At 70.1% G+C, this 18,934-nt stretch carries 19 protein-coding genes; 13 read left to right on the forward strand and 6 right to left on the reverse strand.

Annotated elements, in window-relative coordinates:
- Window positions 1-53 precede the first annotated feature (53 nt).
- The 4 genes from ACIBHX_RS50800 to ACIBHX_RS50815 are packed head-to-tail and all read left to right on the forward strand — an operon-like array spanning window position 54 to window position 3,617.
- Window positions 54-572, forward strand: coding sequence for a MarR family winged helix-turn-helix transcriptional regulator (locus ACIBHX_RS50800; protein ID WP_397076061.1), 519 nt, complete (start codon window positions 54-56; stop codon window positions 570-572).
- 4 nt (window positions 573-576) lie between these two features.
- Complete coding sequence (locus ACIBHX_RS50805; RefSeq protein ID WP_397076062.1) at window positions 577-1,512, forward strand: tetratricopeptide repeat protein; 936 nt, start codon at window positions 577-579, stop codon at window positions 1,510-1,512.
- 9 nt (window positions 1,513-1,521) lie between these two features.
- Window positions 1,522-2,151, forward strand: a complete 630-nt coding sequence (locus ACIBHX_RS50810; protein ID WP_397076064.1) for an AAA family ATPase — start codon at window positions 1,522-1,524, stop codon at window positions 2,149-2,151.
- Between the two features lie 56 nt (window positions 2,152-2,207).
- Complete coding sequence (locus ACIBHX_RS50815) at window positions 2,208-3,617, forward strand: NAD-dependent malic enzyme (protein ID WP_397076065.1); 1,410 nt, start codon at window positions 2,208-2,210, stop codon at window positions 3,615-3,617.
- 223 nt (window positions 3,618-3,840) lie between these two features.
- Here the strand turns inward: ACIBHX_RS50815 and ACIBHX_RS50820 are convergent, their stop codons facing one another.
- On the reverse strand, window positions 3,841-5,178 hold the full coding sequence (locus ACIBHX_RS50820; RefSeq protein ID WP_397076066.1) for an MFS transporter: 1,338 nt from the start codon (window positions 5,176-5,178) through the stop codon (window positions 3,841-3,843).
- 69 nt (window positions 5,179-5,247) lie between these two features.
- Between ACIBHX_RS50820 and ACIBHX_RS50825 the strand changes: the two genes are divergently transcribed.
- Window positions 5,248-5,859 (forward strand): TetR/AcrR family transcriptional regulator, encoded by a 612-nt coding sequence (locus tag ACIBHX_RS50825; RefSeq protein WP_397076067.1) that lies wholly within the window; start codon window positions 5,248-5,250, stop codon window positions 5,857-5,859.
- Here the strand turns inward: ACIBHX_RS50825 and ACIBHX_RS50830 are convergent.
- The gene (locus ACIBHX_RS50830; protein WP_397076068.1) at window positions 5,849-6,625 is read right to left on the reverse strand and encodes a hypothetical protein; all 777 of its coding nucleotides are present in this window, start codon (window positions 6,623-6,625) and stop codon (window positions 5,849-5,851) included. The genes ACIBHX_RS50825 and ACIBHX_RS50830 overlap by 11 nt on opposite strands.
- A 123-nt stretch (window positions 6,626-6,748) precedes the next feature.
- Here ACIBHX_RS50830 and ACIBHX_RS50835 point away from each other — a divergent pair, with 123 nt between their 5' ends.
- The gene (locus tag ACIBHX_RS50835) at window positions 6,749-7,327 is read left to right on the forward strand and encodes a YqgE/AlgH family protein (RefSeq protein WP_397076070.1); all 579 of its coding nucleotides are present in this window, start codon (window positions 6,749-6,751) and stop codon (window positions 7,325-7,327) included.
- Here ACIBHX_RS50835 and ACIBHX_RS50840 read toward each other — a convergent pair.
- A complete protein-coding gene (locus tag ACIBHX_RS50840) occupies window positions 7,324-7,938 on the reverse strand; it encodes a TetR family transcriptional regulator (RefSeq protein WP_397076071.1) in 615 nt (204 codons plus the stop codon). The genes ACIBHX_RS50835 and ACIBHX_RS50840 overlap by 4 nt on opposite strands.
- Before the next feature lie 149 nt (window positions 7,939-8,087).
- On the opposite strand from ACIBHX_RS50840, the gene ACIBHX_RS50845 reads away from it, so the two are divergent.
- The gene (locus ACIBHX_RS50845; RefSeq protein ID WP_397076073.1) at window positions 8,088-9,692 is read left to right on the forward strand and encodes an MFS transporter; all 1,605 of its coding nucleotides are present in this window, start codon (window positions 8,088-8,090) and stop codon (window positions 9,690-9,692) included.
- 50 nt (window positions 9,693-9,742) lie between these two features.
- Here ACIBHX_RS50845 and ACIBHX_RS50850 read toward each other — a convergent pair whose 3' ends face one another.
- The gene (locus tag ACIBHX_RS50850) at window positions 9,743-11,137 is read right to left on the reverse strand and encodes a cellulase family glycosylhydrolase (RefSeq protein ID WP_397076074.1); all 1,395 of its coding nucleotides are present in this window, start codon (window positions 11,135-11,137) and stop codon (window positions 9,743-9,745) included.
- Between the two features lie 77 nt (window positions 11,138-11,214).
- On the opposite strand from ACIBHX_RS50850, the gene ACIBHX_RS50855 reads away from it, so the two are divergent.
- From ACIBHX_RS50855 to ACIBHX_RS50880, 6 genes are all read left to right on the forward strand, one after another.
- Window positions 11,215-11,718 (forward strand): hypothetical protein, encoded by a 504-nt coding sequence (locus ACIBHX_RS50855; RefSeq protein ID WP_397076076.1) that lies wholly within the window; start codon window positions 11,215-11,217, stop codon window positions 11,716-11,718.
- A gap of 32 nt (window positions 11,719-11,750) precedes the next feature.
- Entirely contained in the window at window positions 11,751-12,002 is a 252-nt protein-coding gene (locus ACIBHX_RS50860; protein ID WP_397076078.1) for a DUF3039 domain-containing protein, read from the forward strand.
- 76 nt (window positions 12,003-12,078) lie between these two features.
- Window positions 12,079-12,957 (forward strand): zinc metalloprotease, encoded by an 879-nt coding sequence (locus ACIBHX_RS50865; RefSeq protein ID WP_397076079.1) that lies wholly within the window; start codon window positions 12,079-12,081, stop codon window positions 12,955-12,957.
- A gap of 19 nt (window positions 12,958-12,976) precedes the next feature.
- Window positions 12,977-14,362, forward strand: coding sequence for an MFS transporter (locus tag ACIBHX_RS50870; protein WP_397076081.1), 1,386 nt, complete (start codon window positions 12,977-12,979; stop codon window positions 14,360-14,362).
- A 104-nt stretch (window positions 14,363-14,466) separates the two neighbouring features.
- Window positions 14,467-15,147, forward strand: coding sequence for a hypothetical protein (locus ACIBHX_RS50875; RefSeq protein ID WP_397076083.1), 681 nt, complete (start codon window positions 14,467-14,469; stop codon window positions 15,145-15,147).
- Between the two features lie 172 nt (window positions 15,148-15,319).
- Window positions 15,320-17,071 carry a DEAD/DEAH box helicase gene (locus ACIBHX_RS50880; RefSeq protein WP_397076084.1) on the forward strand — a complete coding sequence of 584 codons (1,752 nt, stop codon included), beginning with the start codon at window positions 15,320-15,322 and terminating at the stop codon, window positions 17,069-17,071.
- A gap of 660 nt (window positions 17,072-17,731) precedes the next feature.
- On the opposite strand, the gene ACIBHX_RS50885 is transcribed toward ACIBHX_RS50880, so the two are convergent.
- Together ACIBHX_RS50885 and ACIBHX_RS50890 are read right to left on the reverse strand one after the other, a co-directional pair.
- The gene (locus tag ACIBHX_RS50885; protein ID WP_397076086.1) at window positions 17,732-18,238 is read right to left on the reverse strand and encodes a hypothetical protein; all 507 of its coding nucleotides are present in this window, start codon (window positions 18,236-18,238) and stop codon (window positions 17,732-17,734) included.
- 110 nt (window positions 18,239-18,348) lie between these two features.
- On the reverse strand, window positions 18,349-18,927 hold the full coding sequence (locus tag ACIBHX_RS50890) for an isochorismatase family protein (RefSeq protein WP_397076088.1): 579 nt from the start codon (window positions 18,925-18,927) through the stop codon (window positions 18,349-18,351).
- Window positions 18,928-18,934: the final 7 nt, after the last annotated feature.

Here is an 18,934-nt window from a genome sequence, read left to right on the forward strand (position 1 = left end):
ATCGCTGAGAGTAACCAGACGAACCCGGACGAGCGGCGCGCTACGGTAGCGCTGTGTCGCTCAATTTGCCGTTCGATCCGATCGAGCGCGCCGCAGAGACCTGGCGTGTTCACTTCGGTCCCTCTTCCGCCATGGCCGCCGTCACTTCGATCATGAGAGCGCACCAGATCCTGCTGTCGCAACTTGACTCGCTCCTGAAGCCTTACGACTTGACCTTCGCCAGATACGAAGCGCTGGTGTTGTTGACCTTCAGCAGAACCGGCAGGCTTCCGCTGTGGAAGATCGGTGAGCGTCTCATGGTCCACCCGACCAGCGTCACCAACACGGTCGACCGGCTGGAGAAGTCCGGTTTCGTGCGCCGCATGCCCAACCCCGACGACGGCCGCGGCGTGCTGGCCGAGATCACCGACGCCGGGAGACAGGTCGTACGGCAGGCCACGGCGGACCTGATGGGCGCCGACTTCGGCCTGACGATGTACGGCGAGGACGAGCTGGCGAGCATGTTCCAGCTCCTGCGCACCCTGAGGGTGGCGGCAGGTGACTTCCCAGGAGCTGAGATGCGGCAAGATTGAGGGCATGGCCGACTTCAGTAGGCCCGGATCGCTCTACGGGGCTATCGATCTGGGCGCGCGTAAGCAGGCACTCGAGGCGCAGGCCCGGCGTGGGACCGCCGGACCACAGTCGTCGGCGTCCGTCGTCGAGGTGACCGAGGAAACGTTCACCGCCGACGTCATCGACCGTTCGATGAACGTGCCCGTGGTGCTCGACCTCTGGTCCCCGCGGGCGCCCGGCAGCGCCCAGCTGAGCCCGATCCTGGAGAAGGTGGTCGGCGGCCTCGCCGGCAAGGTCGTCCTGGCCAGGGTCAACGTGGACGCCAGCCCGCAGATCGCGCAGGCGCTGCGGGTCCAGGCGGTGCCCACGGTGCTGGCCATCTTCCAGGGCCAGGCCGTCACCGGCTTCCAGCAAGTGCTGCCCGAGCAGGAGGTCACCCGCTGGCTGGATGAGCTGATGGCCGCGGTCGAGCAGTTCTACCAGGCCAACCCCGACGTCCGCCCGCCTGACACCGGCGAGGCGGGGCCCGACGTGGAGGCCCAGCCGCCCGTCGACCCCGACCTGCTGGCCGCCGAGGAGGCCATCGACAAGGGCGACCTCGACGCGGCCGAGGCCGCCTACGAGCGGCTGCTGGCCCGCAGCCCCGGCGACGAGGACGCGCGCATGGGCCTGGCCGGCGTCGGCCTGATCAAGCGCACCAGCCAGGTCGACCCGGCCGACGTGCAGCGCCGCCTGCAGGACCCGTCAGACCTGGACGCCCAGCTGCTCGCCGCCGACCTGGAGATGCTCTCCGGCTCGGTGGACGAGGCGTTCGGGCGGCTGGTCGGCGTGGTCAAGCGCACCTCCGGCGACGACCGCGACAAGGTCAGGAAGCACCTGCTCGGACTGTTCGAGGCACTGCCCGCGGAAGACCCTTCGCTGGCGAAAGCACGTAGAGCTTTGTCGAGCGCTTTGTTCTAATCTGAGGGCATGCGCGTCGTCACGATCTCGGCGACCTACGGCACGGCCGGCAGCCACATCGGCCCGGCCGTCGCCGAACGGCTGGATGTTCCCTTCGTCGACCGCGCCATCCCCAGCGCGGTGGCCCAGGAGCTGGGCTGCACGCTGGAGGAGGCCCTGGTCCACGACGACCGTGCGGAGCACGGCCTCGGCAGGCTGCTGTCGGGCGCCATGCGCCTGCCGACCGTCACCTTCGGCGGCGTCGACATGTACTGCCCGGGAACGCTGCCGCTGGCGGCAGAGGAATTCGTCACACGTACCGAGCGCATGCTCAAGGAGATGGCCCTCACCCAGGGCGGGGTGTTCCTGGGCAGAGCGGGCGCCATCGTGCTGCGCGACCACCCCGGCGCGCTGCACGTCCGCCTCGACGGCCCGCTGGAGCGCCGGGTCCGCCAGACAGCCGAGTACAACGAGGTCAGCGAGCGCGAAGCACGCCGCGTCATCGAGGACAACGACCGCGCCCGCACCGCCTACGTGCGCCACTTCTACCGGTCCGACCCGTCCGAGCCGTGCCAGTATCACCTGGCGATCGACAGCACCACGATCCCCGTGCAGGCGTGTGTCGACCTGATCGTCATCGCGGCCGAGGCGCTGGACTGACCGCGGGCCCCCTACCATAGGGGTACTTCTTGGTCAGGCGCGAAGGAGCGAATGACGTGGCGACCGTCCCGAGTGTGTCGTACTCCATCACCGTGCGGCTTGAGGTGCCCGCAGGCGGCAAGGCCGTCAGCCAGCTCACCCACGCCGTAGAGTCGGCAGGCGGAGTGGTCACCGCCCTCGACGTCACCAACGCGGGCCACGAGAAGCTCCGCATCGACGTCACCTGCGCCGCCCGCGACACCGACCACGCGCAGCAGATCGTCGACCAGCTCGAGGCCGTCGACGGCGTGGTCATCCACAAGGTCTCCGACCGCACGTTCCTCATGCACCTCGGCGGCAAGATCGAGATGAAGTCGAAGGTGCCGCTGCGCAACCGCGACGAGCTGTCGATGGCCTACACGCCCGGCGTGGCCCGCGTCTCGATGGCCATCGCGCGCAACAAGGAGGACGCGCGCCGCCTGACCATCAAGCGCAACAGCGTCGCCGTGGTCACCGACGGCTCCGCCGTACTCGGCCTGGGCAACATCGGGCCCGAGGCCGCGCTGCCCGTCATGGAGGGCAAGGCGGCGCTGTTCAAACGCTTCGCCGGCATCGACGCCTGGCCGATCTGCCTCGACACGCAGGACGTGGACGAGATCGTGCGCACCGTCCAGATCATCGCGCCCGGGTTCGGCGGCATCAACCTGGAGGACATCGGGGCGCCGCGCTGCTTCGAGGTGGAGCGGCGGCTGCGCGAGCTGCTCGACATCCCCGTCTTCCACGACGACCAGCACGGCACGGCCATCTGCGTGCTGGCCGCCCTCACCAACGCGCTGCGGGTCGTCGGCAAGCCGATCGACTCCGTCAAGATCACCATGGCCGGTGCGGGCGCCGCCGGCAACGCGGTGCTGCGCCTGCTGCTGGCCGCCGGGGCGCGCAACGTCATCGTCTGCGACTACCTGGGCGCCGTCCACGGCGGCCGCGACGACCTGGACGAGTCGCTGCGGTGGATCGCCGAGCACACCAACGCCGAGGGATACTCCGGCGACCTGCGCGGCGCGGTCAAGGACGCCGACGTGTTCGTGGGCGTCTCGGCGCCCGGCATCCTCACCGGCGACGACATCGCCACCATGGCCAAGGACGCGGTCGTCTTCGCCCTGGCCAACCCCGAGCCCGAGGTCTCGCCCGATGACGCCCGCGAGCACGCCGCCGTCGTGGCCACCGGGCGTTCCGACTACCCCAACCAGATCAACAACGTGCTGGCCTTCCCCGGCGTCTTCCGCGGTCTGCTCGACGCGCAGGCCGACGGGGTTACGCAGGAGATGCTACTGGCCGCCGCACACGCCCTCGCCTCGGTCGTCACGCCGGAGGAGCTGGGGCCCAACTACATCGTCCCCAGCGTCTTCCACCCCGACGTCGCCGGCGCCGTCGCCGCCGCCGTCCGCGAATCCGCCGGCGGCCGCGCCCGCGGCTTCACCGAGGCGTGATCTCCTCTTCAAGGACAAGGGCCTTCATCTCGTACGGCAGGCCGCCCCACCGCCACCCGCCGCACGGGGCCGGGCTCTGTCCAGGGTGACGCTCCTCCGGTGATGCGGGGCCGGCCGCCGTTACGACGCACGTGACCGTGGCCCCCGGCCCCGCCTTCCCGCCACACAGGGCGCCCATGTGTGGTGCCCGGGTCCTACCTACGCCGGGGTCGGCGAGGAGCGGTCAGCCCTTCTTCATGAGCGTCCCGACCAGGGTCAGCGCCGCGTTCACCAGCACTGCGACGATCACCCCCTGCAGCACCGAGCCCATCGCCGCCGTGACGACCGCGCTCATCACGGGGATGCCCATCGTGATCCCCACCTGCTGCGTCATCGTGGCCAGCCCGGTGGCCAGGCCCTGCTCCGAGTCCGGCAGCCCGGACGTGGCGGTCACCATGAACCCGACGATCGCCACCATGTTGCCCACGCCGCCGACGAAGGTGGCCGCCAGCAGCAGCCAGATCCACCCGGGCGAGGTGCCCAGCAGCGCCAGCGACGCCGTGGCCAGAGCCTGGACGGCGAACCCGGCGACCAGCGCCCGGCGGTTCCCCAGCCGCGCGAGCACCCGCGCCGCCACGGTCCCGCCGAGAACGGTTCCGAGCCCCAGCACGCCGAAGGCCAGCCCGGTGGCCAGCGCCGAGTAGCCGAGCACCTTCTGCAGGTAGAGCGTCATCAGGAAGACCAGCGACGTCTCGGTCGCGAACGCGATCAGCCCGGCCAGGTTGCCCCACTTCACGCTGCGCCTGGCCAGGATCGCCACCGGCACCAGGGGCGCCTCGGCCCGCCGTTCCACGAACCAGAACACCACCAGCAGCACCGCACCCGCGGCCAGCCCGGCCAGCGAGGCCCTGGTCAGCCCGAACACCAGCGCGAGCAGCCCCGCGGTCACCGTCACGGCCCCCACTACGTCCATCCGCGGCCGGCTCTCGGGCCGGCTCTCCGCCAGCACCGAGGGAGCGGCGACAAGTACGGCCAGCGCCACGGGAACGTTGATGAAGAACGCCCACCGCCAGCTCAGCAGCTCGGTCAGCAGCCCGCCCAGGATCGCGCCCGAGGTGAACCCGGCCGACATCAGCGCCCCGTTCAACCCGAGCGCCCTGGCCCGCAGCGGCCCCTCGGGGAAGGCGGTGGTCAGCAGCGACAACCCGGCCGGTGTCACGATCGCCGTCGCGAGCCCCTGCGCCACGCGGGCCACCAGCAGGATCCCCGGTGCGGGGGCCAGCCCGCCCGCCAGGGAGGACAGCCCGAGCAGCGCCATCCCGGCCAGGAACAGCCTGCGCCGCCCGAACAGGTCGGCGATCCGCCCGAACAGCAGCGTGAACCCGGCGGCCGCGAGCGCGAACGCCGTGGCCACCCACTGCAGGTCGGCCAGCGCGAAGCCAAGCCCTGAGCCGATCACGGGCAGGGCCACGTTCAGTATCGAGAAGTCGACGGCCAGCATGAACTGCGAGCCGAGCAGCAGCACGAGCACCAGTCGTTGCCGTGCGGTCATCCGCGTCTGGGCGAATGCCATCGTGGTCATGGCGAACCTTCTTAATGGGTCACGAGTTCCGTTAAGATGCGAGATGACGGTAACACGGGAGGAGCATTAATGGAACAAGAGACCCGTTTGGCTGGCAGCGTGCGTCCCGGCGGCCGGACCGCCCGCGTCCGCGCGGCGGTGCTCGAGGCCACCCAGGACGAGCTGGTGGAGCACGGCTTCCACGGCCTGACCATGGACCAGGTGGCGGCCAGGGCGGGCGTGGGCAAGACCACCGTCTACCGGCGCTGGGGGAGTACGGCCGGCCTGGTCACCGACCTGATGAACGACCTGGCGGACCAGTCGGCGGCGCACGCCGACACCGGCTCGATCGAGGCCGACCTGCGGGCCAACGCGACCAACGTGCTGGGCGCCATCACCGACCTGCGGCTGGGCGCCACGCTGCAGGCGATCATCGCCGCCGCCACCTGCGACCAGCAGGCCGCGGACGCGCTCAACGCCTTCTACCTGCGCCGCATCACGGAGTGGGCGCGCGTGGTCGACCTGGCCGTCGAGCGTGGCGAGCTGCCTCCCGGCACCGACGGCCCCGAGGTGATCAGGGCGGTCTCGGCCCCGCTGTACTACCGGCTCGTCGTCACCAGGGAGCCGGTGAACGAGGCGCTCGCCGTACAGGCGGCGGATCGGGTGCTGGCCGCGGCGCGCGCGGGCGCGTTCAGATGTTGAGGCCGGGCCAGCGCCTGCGCGACCTGGTACGGCCGGCCGTGATGGTGCCGTCGTAGTTCTGGCGCGGCCAGATGGAGCCGTACCACCACGCGATGCCGCCGGTCAGCATGAGCCCGCCCGCGGTGGCCACCTTGCCCCACAGGTCGGCGGGCGGACCGGTGAACGGCAGGCGACGGCCGCCGCAGTTGCCGTTCCATCCGCCGCCCCCGTGGTCGCAGCCGTTGCCGCAGTTGTCGCCCCTGCCACCACCCCAGCCGCCCTGACCCCAGCCGCCCTGGCCCCAGCCGCCCTGGCCCCAGCCGCCCTGGCCCCGACCGCCCTGGCCCCAGCCGCCCTGGCCCCAGCCCCCGCCGCCCCAGCGGTTGCAGCCCCCGCGATTCCCGCCGCCGTTCCCGCCGCAGTGGATGCCGAGCTGCTTGAAGAAGATCTGCGAGTTGGTGAGCTCGGAGTACACCGAGATCTGCACCGGACCGCCGGGCGGCAGGTGCACCACCTCCCTGGCGGGGTCGTCGCCCGGGTCCAGTTGCTGGGTGTCGACCACCTGCTTGTCGGCCTTGAGGGTGAAGGTGTCGGACTTGGAGGGGCTGCCGGAGTTGGTGATGGTCACGAAGAGTCTGCCGCCGCCGCATTCGAAATTGCTGAGCTTGACGTTCAGTGGCGACTGGTTGTCGTGGTTGGGCCACTCCCAGGCGCGGGCGGTCGTGGGCAGCAGAAGCGCCGCACCCAGCGGCAAACCAAGAAGAGCAAGGCGGGTGGCGGACTTCATGCTGGTACTCCCGTGCTGCGCCTGATCGTGATCTTTGGTACCTACAGTGCCCAATTGACTACAGAAAGTAACATCGCGAACCCGGGGGAGCGGGATCCGGGGTTCACCCTTCATGATGGATGTATGGCGGAAGCGATCTACGTCGGCGGTCTTCTGGTGGCGACGCCGCTTCTCGACGACCCCAACTTCCGGCGTAGCGTCGTGCTGATCCTGGAGCACGACATCGACGGCGGCACCCTCGGCGTCGTACTGAACAGGCCGAGCGAGATCGCGGTGACGCAGGTGCTGCCGGTGTGGGACCCGCTGGTGACGGGCCCCCCGGTGCTGTTCGAGGGCGGGCCCGTGCAGACCGACAGCGCGCTGGCGCTGGCCGCGGTGCCGAGCGGGGAGGAGCCGCTGGGCTGGCGCCGGCTGCACGCGGGCACCCCCGCGGTGAGCAGGCTGGGCACGGTCGACCTGGACGCGCCGCCGGAGATCTTGCAGGGCGAGATCGCGCAGATGCGGATCTTCGCCGGCTACGCGGGCTGGACCTCGGGGCAACTGGAGAGCGAGATCGCCGAGGGTGCGTGGTACGTGGTCGAATCCGAGGTGGGTGATACTTTTCACACCGATCCCGGCTCGCTGTGGCGGCACGTGCTCCGCCGCCAGCCGGGCGAGCTGGCCTTCGTGGCCACCTGCCCGGACGACCCGACGATGAACTAGAGGTCCCAGCCCGGCTTCAGCGAGCGCTCGGCCAGCTCCAGCGTCTGCTCCATGCGCCCGACGATCTCGCTCAGGTTCTCCACCTCAGGGGGGCATTCGAAGCCCACCCGCATGGTGGCCATCGCGAACATGACGATCAGGTGCGTCTTCTGATCGGTGGCGTCGACCCCTCGCCGGGCGGCGATCTCCTCGGCGAGGTGGCGCTCGGTCTGCGCACCACGGGCGACGGACATCCCCACCAGGTGGGGATTCTTCTCCAGCAACTCCCGCAACTTCAGGAACCTTGCGGTGTCGTCGCTCGTTGACTCCTCCAGGTCGCGAAGCACGGCCCGCAGGGCGTGTGCCATCGACGTGAACGGGGGTTCGTCGGCGGGACGGCTGCGCAGCGTCTCCAGCATGACCTCCTCGCCGTGGTCGTGGAACCAGAAGACGAGTTGGTCCTTGACGGCGAAGTAGCGGAAGAACGTGCGCGGGGACACGTCGGCGGCCCCCGCTATCTGATCCACCGTCGTCGAGTCGTACCCTTGTTCGAGGAACAGGTCGAGCGCCGCGTCGAGCAAGGCGAGGCGCGTCTTCTCCTTCTTGCGTTCCCGCAGACCCACTGCAGTCACTCCCTCGAAACCTTCCTGTCACAGTCTGCCATAAGTCATTCTGCGCCGAACCAAACTCATTTGTCATCTGGCAGCGTCTGACATAAATTACCTGAGGCTTAAGTGAACTATGCCCCTGTATGGGGCGGCACGTACTGAGGGGGCAACTCATGGCTCACGCCAGGACGGTGGATGCACCGTTGTCAGCCGAAGGGGGAACCAAGAGCGGGGGCAACCCGTGGCTGACCCTGCTGGCCGTAAGTCTCGGCGTCATCATGGTGATGCTGGACGGCACCGTGGTCGGCATCGCCAACCCGGTCATCGGCAGGCAGCTCGGCGCCTCGCTGTCGGACCTGCAGTGGGTGACCAGCGGCTACCTGCTTGCACTCGCCGTCTTCTTGATCACCGCCGGCAAGCTGGGTGACCTCTTCGGGCACAAGCGGGTCTTCCTGATCGGCGTGGCCGGATTCGCGCTGTCGTCGGTGGGCATCGGCCTCAGCCAGCAGCTGGCCGACGTTTTCTCGTTCATCTCGCCGATCGGCGCCCTGATCGCCCTGCGCGTGCTGCAGGGTCTGTTCGGCGCGCTGCTCCAGCCCGCCGCGCTCGCGCTGCTGCGCGGGGCTTTCCCAGGTGAGAGGCTCAACCAGGCCATGGGCGCCTGGGGTGCGATCATCGGCCTGTCCAGCGCCGCGGGCCCGATCGTCGGCGGCCTGCTGGTGGAGAAGGTGAGCTGGGAGTCCGTCTTCTTCATCAACGCCCCCGTCGGCCTGGTCGCGCTGATCATGGGCATCGTCATCATCAAGGAGACCCGGGCCGCGACGCTGGCCAGGATCGACTGGCTGGGCGTGGTGCTGCTGTCCGGCGCGATGTTCGCCCTGGTCTGGACGATCATCAAGGCCCCCGAGTGGGGCTGGGGCGACACCAAGACCCTCGGCTTCGTGGCAGGCTTCGCCGTGCTGATCGCTCTGTTCATCGTCTGGCAGAGCAAGGCCAGCCAGCCGCTGGTGCCGCTGTCGCTGTTCCGTAACCCGTCGATCTCGATCGGCACCGTGCTGATGATGATGGTGGCGTTCGCGATGTTCGGCGCCATGTTCTTCCTGGGCTTCTTCTTCCAGGGCGTGCACGGGCTCTCCCCGCTCAACGCCGGCCTGCGCATGCTGCCGATGTCGGCGGGCATGATCGTGGCCTCGCCGCTGGCGGGCATGATGATCGGCAAGGTCGGAGCGAAGATCACGATGGCCGTCGGCCTGGTGATCACCGCGCTCTCGATGTTCCTGATGGCGCAGCTGACCATCGACGCCTCGTTCTTCGCCACCGGGCTGCCGTTCCTGCTGCTGGCCTTCGGCCTGTCGCCGGTGTTCGTGGGCGCCACGGAGATCATCGTGGGCAACGCGCCGGTCGAGCTCAGCGGCGTGGCCGGCGGTGTGCAGCAGTCGGCGATGCAGGTCGGTGGCGCGCTCGGCACCGCCATCCTGGGCGCGGTGATGGCCGGCGTCATCTCCGACAAGCTCCCCGGCTACCTCGGCCCCGCGGCCCAGGCCATCCCGGCGGACAAGATCACCCTGCTGGAGAAGGTCGCCGCGTTCGGCAAGGCGCCCGACGGGCTGCCCGCCCAGATCGCTCCGGTGATCTCCAAGGCGGTGCACAACTCGTTCATGGACGGCATGCACGTGGCCTTCCTGATCAGCACCGGCATCGCCCTGCTCACCGCGGTCCTGGCCCTGTTCGTCAAGGCCGGCCGCAAGTCCGAGGGTGTCCAGGTCCACGTGGGGTAGTGGTTGGTTCGTTCGGTGGTACGGCTCTCGCTGCGGCGGGAGCCGTACTGCTATGTGGGGGTGATCGTCAGGGTGACGATGCCCGAGGTCTTGGTCGTGACCGTCAGGATGCGGCGGGCGGGATCCCAGGTGGCGGTGCCGACGGAGGGCGTGCCGCCCTTCGGGAAGTCCCTGGCGGGCAGGTAGAACTCGGTGGGGCCCGTCTCGTTGGCGTCGAAGACGACGGTCAGCGCCTTGCCGGCGTAGGAGATCTTCTGGGGGATGCCGCCGACGGCCCGCGGGTAGGCGCGGTTGTAGACGTCGACCAGCGGGGTGGGCTTGCCCTTGTCATCGTAGGGACCCCAGACGCCGGGATCGCGGGACCAGTAGGACATGCTCAGCCCCAGTTCCTGCACCCGTCCGACCAGGTCGGCCGAGCCCGGCCGGGTCATGTCCAGGCCGAACTCTCCCAGGATCACCGGGCCGCCGATCCGCTTGGCCGTGCGGAGCGTGTTGTCGCGCCACCAGCCGATCGTGCGGTCCGTCCACTGCCTGGACCCGGCGGTGTAGTCGTCGCCCAGGTCGAGCGGAAGCGGGTAGAGGTGCGGCACGAAGCCGATCCTGGACGGGCCGGAGCGGGGGTCGTCGAAGTGGGGGAGCGCGGAGGGCAGGCCCCAGTTCGCGCCGACCGCCTGCGGCTCCAGGAAGACCCACGAGTCGGTGTCGACCGACCTGATCTGGGCGATGCACCGGCGGTAGAGCTCGGCCAGCGGGCCGGTCTCGAACGTGGCGCCCTGGACCGAGCCGCCCCACGGCTCGTTCATCAGGTCGTAGCCGAGCACCGCGGGCTCGTCCTTGAAGCGGGCCGCGACCGCCTTCCACGCCCCGGCGTAGTGGTCCATCAGCTCCGGATGGTCGCCCGTGGTGTTCCAGAAGTGGTCGAAGGCGCGGATGACGCCGGGCTCCAGGTAGAACATCTCCCAGGTGGGCTGCTTGGTGGCGACCGGCAGACCGTCCAGGTGGGTGGCCCAGCCGGGGGCCCCGTTGCCCGCCCCGCCCTCCGGGGTGATCCCCGAGCCCCACAGGTCCTGGTGCATGTCGAGCATCACGTGGTAGCCACGCTTGGCGTACCAGCGGACCCGCTCCGCCACCTTGTCCAGATATTTCGTGTCATAGGTGCCGGGGGAGGCCTCGACCGCGCGCCACTGGAGGAGGAAGCGGACGAAGTTGGTGCCCATGTCCCGGTACTCGCGGTCCAGGTCCGCCTCGGTGAACTCGGGCAGCCCGTCAGGCGTGCCCTTGGCGCTGCCCGCGGTGTTGAACCCGCGCAGGATCAGCGCCCTGCCCTGGTCGTCGGAGACGTAGGGCAGCCCGTCCTCGGGTGCGCTCCGAGTCCACGCGACGATCCCGGCAACTGTCAGAAAGGCGAGCACGAGGACGGCTGCGATGAACCGGGCGAGCTTCATGTGGTCTCCGGGCTTCAGAGGGGGTTCCCGAATCCGGGTCTTCCGCCAGAATCATGGTCGCCGCTAGCCTGCCGAACATGAGCCTTGTTCGCAATGGCCTTCCCGCGATCGTCACGTTGATGATGGTGCTGGCCTTCGGTCTGTTCGGCGCCACGCTCGTCACCCGGGTGGGCTACCTGGCCGTCCCCTCCTCCATCGGCCTGCCGTACGGCCTGCCTGGGCTGCGCGTGGTGCCGCTGGGCGAGACGACCTGGCTGACCATGCTCACCGAGAGCGTGGCGGCGCTGGTGCTGGTCGTCTTCGTGGCGGCGACCAGAGGCGGGTTCTGGCGGACCTGGGGCGCGTTCCTGCTCGGCACGCTGGTCGCGGACCTGCTGCGGGCGGCCGTGCTCTTCCAGGAGTCCAACGGCGCCGGGATCGGCACCTATGGCGCCTACCTGGCGGGCGGGCTGCTGGCCGGGCTGGTCTGGGGGCTCGGGCTCGGCTGGATCGCGGGGCTGGCCACGCTGGCCCGCCGTACCCGGGCGGGCGAGGACGCCGGCCGTACACCCGTGACGGCAAGCACGTCGAGCGGCGGATGAGGACGGCTGCCCGCGCGAATAGACTTGGCAGGGTGAGCACGAAGATCCTGCCAGAGCAGGAAACCATCCCGCAGGTTTCGCACGGCGACGGCGATCACGAGCGGTTCGCGCACTACGCGGACAAGCACAAGATCACCGAGAGCATGGTGACCGGCACGCCGATCCGCGCCCTGTGCGGCAAGGTCTGGGTGCCCAGCCGCGACCCGAAGAAGTACCCGGTTTGCCCGGAGTGCAAGGAGATCTACGAGGGTCTGCCCGAGAACAACGGCGACGACAGCCAGTGAGTGTTGATCACGGCTGATCGCCTCCGGTAGGGCTACGGTCGGTTACTGACCTGCTCATGCCGGATCGGGGGACCGCATGGCCCGGCGCGCGACCGCCGTCTTGTTGGTATGCCTGCTCGCAGCCTGGCCCTTCGCGCCGCCCCGGCCGGCGGCCGCCTCGGGCTGCGCCAGGGGAGCGGCGCGCAGTCCGCGCGGCGTCGAGCCCGGCTCGCCGGGCACCGATCAGGTGACCGGCGTGCTCACCGAACTGGCCAGGCGCCTGGTGGGCACCACGGTTCCCGACACGATCACCGTGCCCATCCGGGTCCACGTCATCACCGACGGCCAGCGCCGCGCCACCGACGCGTCGATCAAGACCCAGATCGACACCCTCAACGCCGCCTACAGCGGTCGCTACGGCGGCGCCGACACGGGGATCCGCTTCCGTCTGGACGGCACCGACGTCACCACGAACGCCGAGTGGTTCACCGACCCGGTGGCCAACGAGGCGGCCATGAAGACCAAGCTGCGCACCGGCGACGCCCAGACGCTCAACCTGTACATCGCCCAGCTCAGCCGGCTCATCCTGGGCTACTCCACCTACCCGTTCTGGTACGACGAAAGCCCGGACCTGGACGGTGTGGTGATCGACTGGCGCACGCTGCCGGGCGGCAGCATGCGCGACTTCAAACTCGGCTACACGGGCGTGCACGAGATCGGCCACTGGCTGGGCCTGTTCCACACCTTCGAGAACGGCTGCCAGCCACCCGGTGACGGCGTCGCCGACACCCCGCCCGAGGCGAACGCAACCCAGGGCTGCCCCGCGGACAAGGACACCTGCTCCGGCGACGGCTCCGATCCGTTCCACAACTTCATGGACTACTCCCACGACCGCTGCATGAGGGGCTTCACCGCCGGTCAGGGCACCCGGCTCCGGGAGATGTGGGTGGCGTACCGGACTAAAAACGATTTGTAACACCTACTACGATGTGTGAGTGACAGCACCGAAGACCATCGACGCTACATACGAACCGCCGCGCATCTTCGGGCCGGCCTACCGCACGGCCACCGTCGGCATCCTGCTCGTCGTCACGCTGATCGCCTTCGAGGGCATGTCGGTCAGCGTCGTGATGCCTGCCATCTCCCGCGAGCTGCACGCCGACAGCGTGTACGGGCTGAGCTTCTCGGCCTTCCTCATCGCGAGCCTGTTCGCCAACGTCGTGTCGGGGCTGTGGTCCGACCGGCGCGGGTACGGCCTGCCGTTCCTGCTCGGGGTGGTGCTGTTCGTCGTCGGCATGGGGCTGGCCGGAGCCTCGGTCAGCAAGGAGATGTTCCTGCTCGCCAGGACCGTGCAGGGGCTCGGCGCCGGGTTCACCGTCGTGGCGCTCTACGTCATGATCGCGCGGGTGTACCCGGCCGAGTCGCGGCCCAAGGTGTTCGCCGCGCTGTCGGCCGCCTGGGTGGTGCCCGCGATGGTGGGGCCGGCCGTCGCCGGGTTCGTCGCCATCGCTCTGGGCTGGCGCTGGGTGTTCTTCGGGATCATCCCGCTGGTGGTGCCCGCCCTGGTCATGCTGGTCCCCGCGCTGGGCAAGAAACCCGCCGAGGAGGCCACCCCCGGTGACGGGCCCCGCTCCCGGCCGCTGGCGATGACCGTGGCCGCCACCTCGGCCGCGTTCGGCGCCGCCATCCTGCTGTACGGCGTCGACCTGCTGCACACCAGGACCGCACTGGGCGTGGTCGAGGTCGTGGCCGGTCTGGCGCTGCTCGGGTACGGCCTGGCCAAGCTGCTCCCGCCGGGCGCGCTGCGGTTCGGTCGCGGGCTGCCGACCACGGTCATGATGCGGGGCGTGTTCTCGGCCGCGTTCTTCGGGGTGAACATGTACATCCCGCTCGCGCTCCAGACGGTCAAGGGCTTCGACGCCAGAACCGCGGGCATCGCGCTGACCACCGGGGCGCTGGGCTGGTCGACCGGCTCGTACCTGCAGAGCAGGCGTACGGCGGAGCCGCACCGCCGCATCAGGCTCGGCATCGCCTGCGTGATGACCGGGATCCTGCTGTCCCTGCTTTCCGTGCTGCCCGGGGTCACCGGGTGGGTGGCGGTGCCCGCCTGGATCGTCGCCGGGTTCGGCATGGGGATCGGCATGACCACGGTCAACGTCACCGCGCTCAAGCAGTCGCCGGTCAACGAGCAGGGGGCCAACTCGGCCGCGCTGTCGGTGACGGACATGCTGGGCTCGGCCGTCGCCGTGGGAGTCGGCGGCGCGCTCATCAACGTCATCGGCCACGCGCCCGCGCAGATCGCCACCGGGTTCGTCGTCATCACCTGTCTCATGGCCGCCGTCGCGCTCGCCGGGACCGTGCTGGCGTCGCGTACGCGGTAGGGCTCGCCGTACAGGATGGCCTTTTCTTCCTCCTGAGCCACAGCGATCACGGATTCCCGGAAGCCCGCTCTCCGGAGTGATAGGACAGCGGGCAGGGAGGTGTCATGGTGGGTGATCATCGCGTCTGGCCTCCTGACGAACCGTGGAATCCGACGCTGAGGCGGACGGCCGAGCGGTCGTGGGAAGCGCTGCCTCCGTCGGCGCGGATCCACGGCGCCCCCGCCGACCCGGGGATCGCCCGGCGGATGGGCGGCCGCAGGTGGAAGCGCCGGATCGGGGCCGTGCTGGCGCTGGTCGTGGCCTCCGGGCTGGTCGCAGGGACGGTCGTGCTCGTGCTGCGGCTGGCCAGGCCGGCGCCCGTCAGCGGTCAGCTGGTCGACTCGCTGGCCGGGGTGACGATCGCGCTGCCGCCCGGCTGGCAGCGTGGCGCGGTGCCGCCCGTCACCGGGTTCACCTCGGTGGTCAGGTCCGGGTCCGCGCTGGTGATGGCCAGGCCGCTGGACCAGGTCGCCGACCTCAAGCAGGCGGTGTTCGACGACTCGGAGCTGTACTCCCGGCTGCTGCTCAAGGGCGACCGGGTGACGATCGTCGAGGACAAGCCCATCCCGCAGGGTCACACCCGGGCGCTGCGCGCCGAGTACCAGGACGTGGTGAACCGTCCCGCCTACCTGCGAGTGACAATTCTCACCCGGCGAACCGGCGGCGTGCTGCTGGTCGGGCTGCTGCAACCCGAGGATCCCGCGGCCAGACAGGCGCTGGACACCCTCATGATGAGCGTGCGATAAGCCACTTACCACCTGAGGATTACCTTGGCCAGGATCCCCGTTGCTCGGCACGTCTTGTCAGTGCCCCCGATTACTCTTGTGACACTGTGAGCACTCGAACCTCGAACGTGATGCCCGTGAGCGTGCGTAACGCACTGTGCTCACAGCCTGACGAGCGTAGCGAGGCTGGTCTGTGAGCACCTTCGCCGCATCCCATCTCTCGCCCTCATACCCCGACCGAGCAGCGTGGGGCACCGCGCCCAAGCTCCGGGCGTGGCAGCAGGAAGCGTTCGATCAGTACTTCAGGCGCGAGCCGCGCGACTTCCTCACCGTCGCGACCCCCGGCGCGGGCAAGACCACCTACGCGCTGCGCATCGCCAGCGAGCTGATGGCCAACGGCGTGATCAGGGCGATCACCATCGTGACGCCCACCGAGCACCTCAAGCGCCAGTGGGCCGACGCCGCGGCCCGCGTCGGCATCGGCATCGACCCCGAGTTCAAGAACAGCCAGGGCGCCACCTCGCGCGACTACATCGGCGTCGCCGTCACCTACGCCCAGGTCGCCATGCACCCCGCCCTCCACAGGGCGCGCACCGAGGCCCGTAAGACGCTGGTCATCTTCGACGAGATCCACCACGCGGGCGACGCCAGGTCCTGGGGCGACGGCGTGCGCGAGGCCTTCGAGCCCGCCACCAGGCGCGTGCAGCTCACCGGCACACCGTTCCGTTCCGACGACAACCCGATCCCCTTCGTCGGCTACGAGGAGGACGAGGAGGGCTTCAAGCGCAGCGTCTCCGACTTCTCCTACGGCTACGGCCCCGCCCTGTCCGACGGCGTCGTCCGCCCGGTCATCTTCCTGGCCTACTCCGGCGAGATGAAGTGGCGCACCCGCGCCGGCGACGAGATCGCCGCCACGCTCGGCACACCGCTGACCAAGGACCAGCTCTCCCAGGCCTGGCGCGCCGCGCTCGACCCCAAGGGCGACTGGATCCGCCAGGTCATGCAGGCCGCCGACCGGCGCCTGACCGAGGTACGGCGGGGCGTCCCCGACGCCGGCGGCCTGGTCATCGCCACCGACCACGAGGCGGCCCGCGCCTACGCCCGCCACCTGCGCAACATCACCGGCGAGGGCGCCACGGTCGTGCTCTCCGACGACCCGGGCGCGTCCAACAAGATCAAGCAGTTCGCCGCCTCGGAAGACCGCTGGCTGGTCGCGGTCCGCATGGTCTCAGAAGGCGTCGACATCCCCCGGCTGTGCGTCGGCGTCTACGCCACCTCGACCTCGACCCCGCTGTTCTTCGCCCAGGCCGTGGGCCGCTTCGTGCGGGCCCGCAAGCGCGGCGAGACCGCCTCGGTCTTCCTGCCCTCGGTGCCGACCCTGATGGGCCTGGCCAACGAGATGGAGGTCGAGCGCGACCACGTCCTCAACAAGCGCCCGCCGGAGGACGGCCTCGACGACAGCCTGCTCGAGCAGGCCAACAGGCAGCAGGACAACCCCGACGTCCTGGGCGACGAGCTGCCCTTCGAGACGATGGAGACCTCGGCCACCTTCGACCGCGTCCTGTTCGACGGTGGCGAGTTCGGCACCGGCGCCGAGGTTGGCTCGGCCGAGGAGGAGGACTTCCTCGGCCTGCCCGGCCTCCTGGAGCCCGACCAGGTGGCCACCCTGCTCCGCAAGCGCCAGTCCGACCAGCAGGCGGCCAAGCGCAAGGTCGCCGCCGCTGAGCCGCAGGAGCGCCTGGCGCCCCACGAGCAGATCGCCGAGCTCCGCCGCGAGCTCAACGGCCTCGTCGGCGCCTGGAACCACCGCACGGGCCAACCCCACGGCGTCATCCACTCGGAACTACGCCGCGCCTGCGGCGGCCCTCCCATCGCCCAGGCCACCGCCGACCAGATCCAGGACCGCATCAACAAAATCCGCACCTGGGCCACCTCCCGCCGCTAACCCCCTCCCCCGTCAGCGGCCGGCCGAGGATCGTGGCATCCGGGCTCGACGAGGCGCGGGTCTACAGCCCTCGGCTGGGCGCCGGGTCGGCCGGGTGACACCCGGAGTGGCAGAGGTCACGCGCAGGCCGCGCCCCCAGGCTGGGCGCCGGGTCGGCGGGACGTGGGTCGGCGCAGGTCGGCGCCTTGTACGGCGGGCTGCCGAGGAGCGTGGCATCGGGCTCCGGGGCGTGGTGGGGGTCTGCGCGGCTCTGGGCAGGTGTCACACGGGCGCGCAGTGCCCGGCTGGGCGCCGGGTCGGCGGGATGTGGGTCGGCGCCTTGTGCGGTGGGCTGCCGGGGAGCGTGGCATCCGGGTTCTGGACTTGGTGTGGGGCCGGGGTGCTCCGGGTTGGGGTGGCGTGACCGGGGGCAGCCGGGTGGTGCTGGAGGGGCGTCTTGCTGACGGGGCCGGCTGTGGGGCGGTGGGTGGTGGAGGGGTGGCTTGGCGTACGGGATCGAACGGCGTAAGCGGCCGCACGGGAGCGAACGGCGAGCGGCCGTATAGGACCGAACGGCGCGAGCGGCCGTACGGGACCGGAGGGCGCGAGCGGCCCTATAGGACTGAACGGTGGGAGTGGGTGTGTAGGGGTGGGTGGGGCGCGGCTGTTGGGGGGTGGGGGCTAGGAGCGGGGGATTCGGTGGCCGGAGCGGCCGTCGATGGGCTGGTAGTGGGTTTTGGGGTGTAGGTCGAGTGGCACGTGGAGGGTGGCCGAGCCGGAGGCGACGTGGACGGGAAGGGTCTGGACGCCGCTGTGGGTGCCCTGGAGGGGGCCCTCGTGGACCCAGACGCGCAGCCGGTGGCCGTTGTGGCGCAGCACGACCTTGGCCGTGTCGCATTCGTCGGGCGCCGCGGGCCAGGAGAGCGTGAGCCCGTTGCGGACGCTGGCCGTGGCCGGCACCGGCATGCGTTCCGCACAGGCACTGGGCGCCTGCGGGATGACGTCGTGGGCGACCACGGCGGGGCCCTGGTCGGTCTTGTGGGCGGCGTTGAGCATGACCGTGCCGCCCTCGAGGAGGGCGAGCGTGGCCAGCGCGCCGATCCTGGCGAGGTTACGACCGCGGACGAGGACCCAGAGGCTGAACGGGGCGAGCAGCAGCCAGGCAAGGCCGAGCGAGTAGGCGAGCATGAAGGACCTCATACGTGGGCTGAGACATGTAACTCTCCGTACTAGCTCCACTCCGAAGAGCTTTCGCTGTCTTGGATATCACATGAACTCAGCGTGACGCACTGTGTACGCTACTCGGCGGGTCGCACCACGGGCGCCCCCTTCAGGGTCGCCCCCGCGGAGGCGAGCTCCGCGATCGCGGCCTGCGTGGTCAGCCGCGACACCCCGGCCGTCAGGCCCAGCAGCACCCGTACGGCGAGGCCGTGCGTGACCGCGTCCAGCGCGGTGGCCCGCACGCAGTGGTCCGTGGCGATGCCCACGACGTCCACCTCGTGGACGTGGCGCTCGTTCAGCCATTGGGCGAGGGGCACCCCGTCGCCCGAGGTGCCCTCGAAGCCGCTGTAGGCGGCCTTGTCGTTGCCCTTGCTGAAGACCTCCTCCACCGCGGACACGTCGAAGGCCGGATGGAAGTCCGCCCCCGGCGTGCCGGCCACGCAGTGCGCCGGCCAGGTGGTGACGTAGTCGGGCGCGGTGGAGAAGTGGACACCCGGGTCGACGTGGTAGTCGCGGGTGGCGACCACGTGGTCGTAGCCGTGGTCGGCCACGTGCCGGGTGATCGCCGCCGCGACCTCCGAGCCGCCCGCCACCGGCAGGCTGCCGCCCTCGCAGAAGTCGTTCTGCACGTCAACGATGATCAGCGCGGTCCCCATACCAGCA

The organism is Nonomuraea sp. NPDC050536, from assembly GCF_044457685.1.
Lineage (GTDB): Bacteria > Actinomycetota > Actinomycetes > Streptosporangiales > Streptosporangiaceae > Nonomuraea.

What these genes read in the sequence shown, in the direction of transcription:
- ACIBHX_RS50805 (WP_397076062.1), top strand. Translation starts at nt 577, where the DNA reads ATGGCCGACTTCAGTAGGCCCGGATCGCTCTACGGGGCTATCGATCTG.
- ACIBHX_RS50810 (WP_397076064.1), top strand. Translation starts at nt 1,522, where the DNA reads ATGCGCGTCGTCACGATCTCGGCGACCTACGGCACGGCCGGCAGCCAC.
- ACIBHX_RS50820 (WP_397076066.1), bottom strand. Translation starts at nt 5,178, where the DNA reads ATGACCACGATGGCATTCGCCCAGACGCGGATGACCGCACGGCAACGA.
- ACIBHX_RS50825 (WP_397076067.1), top strand. Translation starts at nt 5,248, where the DNA reads ATGGAACAAGAGACCCGTTTGGCTGGCAGCGTGCGTCCCGGCGGCCGG.
- ACIBHX_RS50830 (WP_397076068.1), bottom strand. Translation starts at nt 6,625, where the DNA reads ATGAAGTCCGCCACCCGCCTTGCTCTTCTTGGTTTGCCGCTGGGTGCG.
- ACIBHX_RS50835 (WP_397076070.1), top strand. Translation starts at nt 6,749, where the DNA reads ATGGCGGAAGCGATCTACGTCGGCGGTCTTCTGGTGGCGACGCCGCTT.
- ACIBHX_RS50845 (WP_397076073.1), top strand. Translation starts at nt 8,088, where the DNA reads ATGGCTCACGCCAGGACGGTGGATGCACCGTTGTCAGCCGAAGGGGGA.
- ACIBHX_RS50850 (WP_397076074.1), bottom strand. Translation starts at nt 11,137, where the DNA reads ATGAAGCTCGCCCGGTTCATCGCAGCCGTCCTCGTGCTCGCCTTTCTG.
- ACIBHX_RS50855 (WP_397076076.1), top strand. Translation starts at nt 11,215, where the DNA reads ATGAGCCTTGTTCGCAATGGCCTTCCCGCGATCGTCACGTTGATGATG.
- ACIBHX_RS50865 (WP_397076079.1), top strand. Translation starts at nt 12,079, where the DNA reads ATGGCCCGGCGCGCGACCGCCGTCTTGTTGGTATGCCTGCTCGCAGCC.
- ACIBHX_RS50875 (WP_397076083.1), top strand. Translation starts at nt 14,467, where the DNA reads ATGGTGGGTGATCATCGCGTCTGGCCTCCTGACGAACCGTGGAATCCG.
- ACIBHX_RS50885 (WP_397076086.1), bottom strand. Translation starts at nt 18,238, where the DNA reads ATGCTCGCCTACTCGCTCGGCCTTGCCTGGCTGCTGCTCGCCCCGTTC.
- ACIBHX_RS50890 (WP_397076088.1), bottom strand. Translation starts at nt 18,927, where the DNA reads ATGGGGACCGCGCTGATCATCGTTGACGTGCAGAACGACTTCTGCGAG.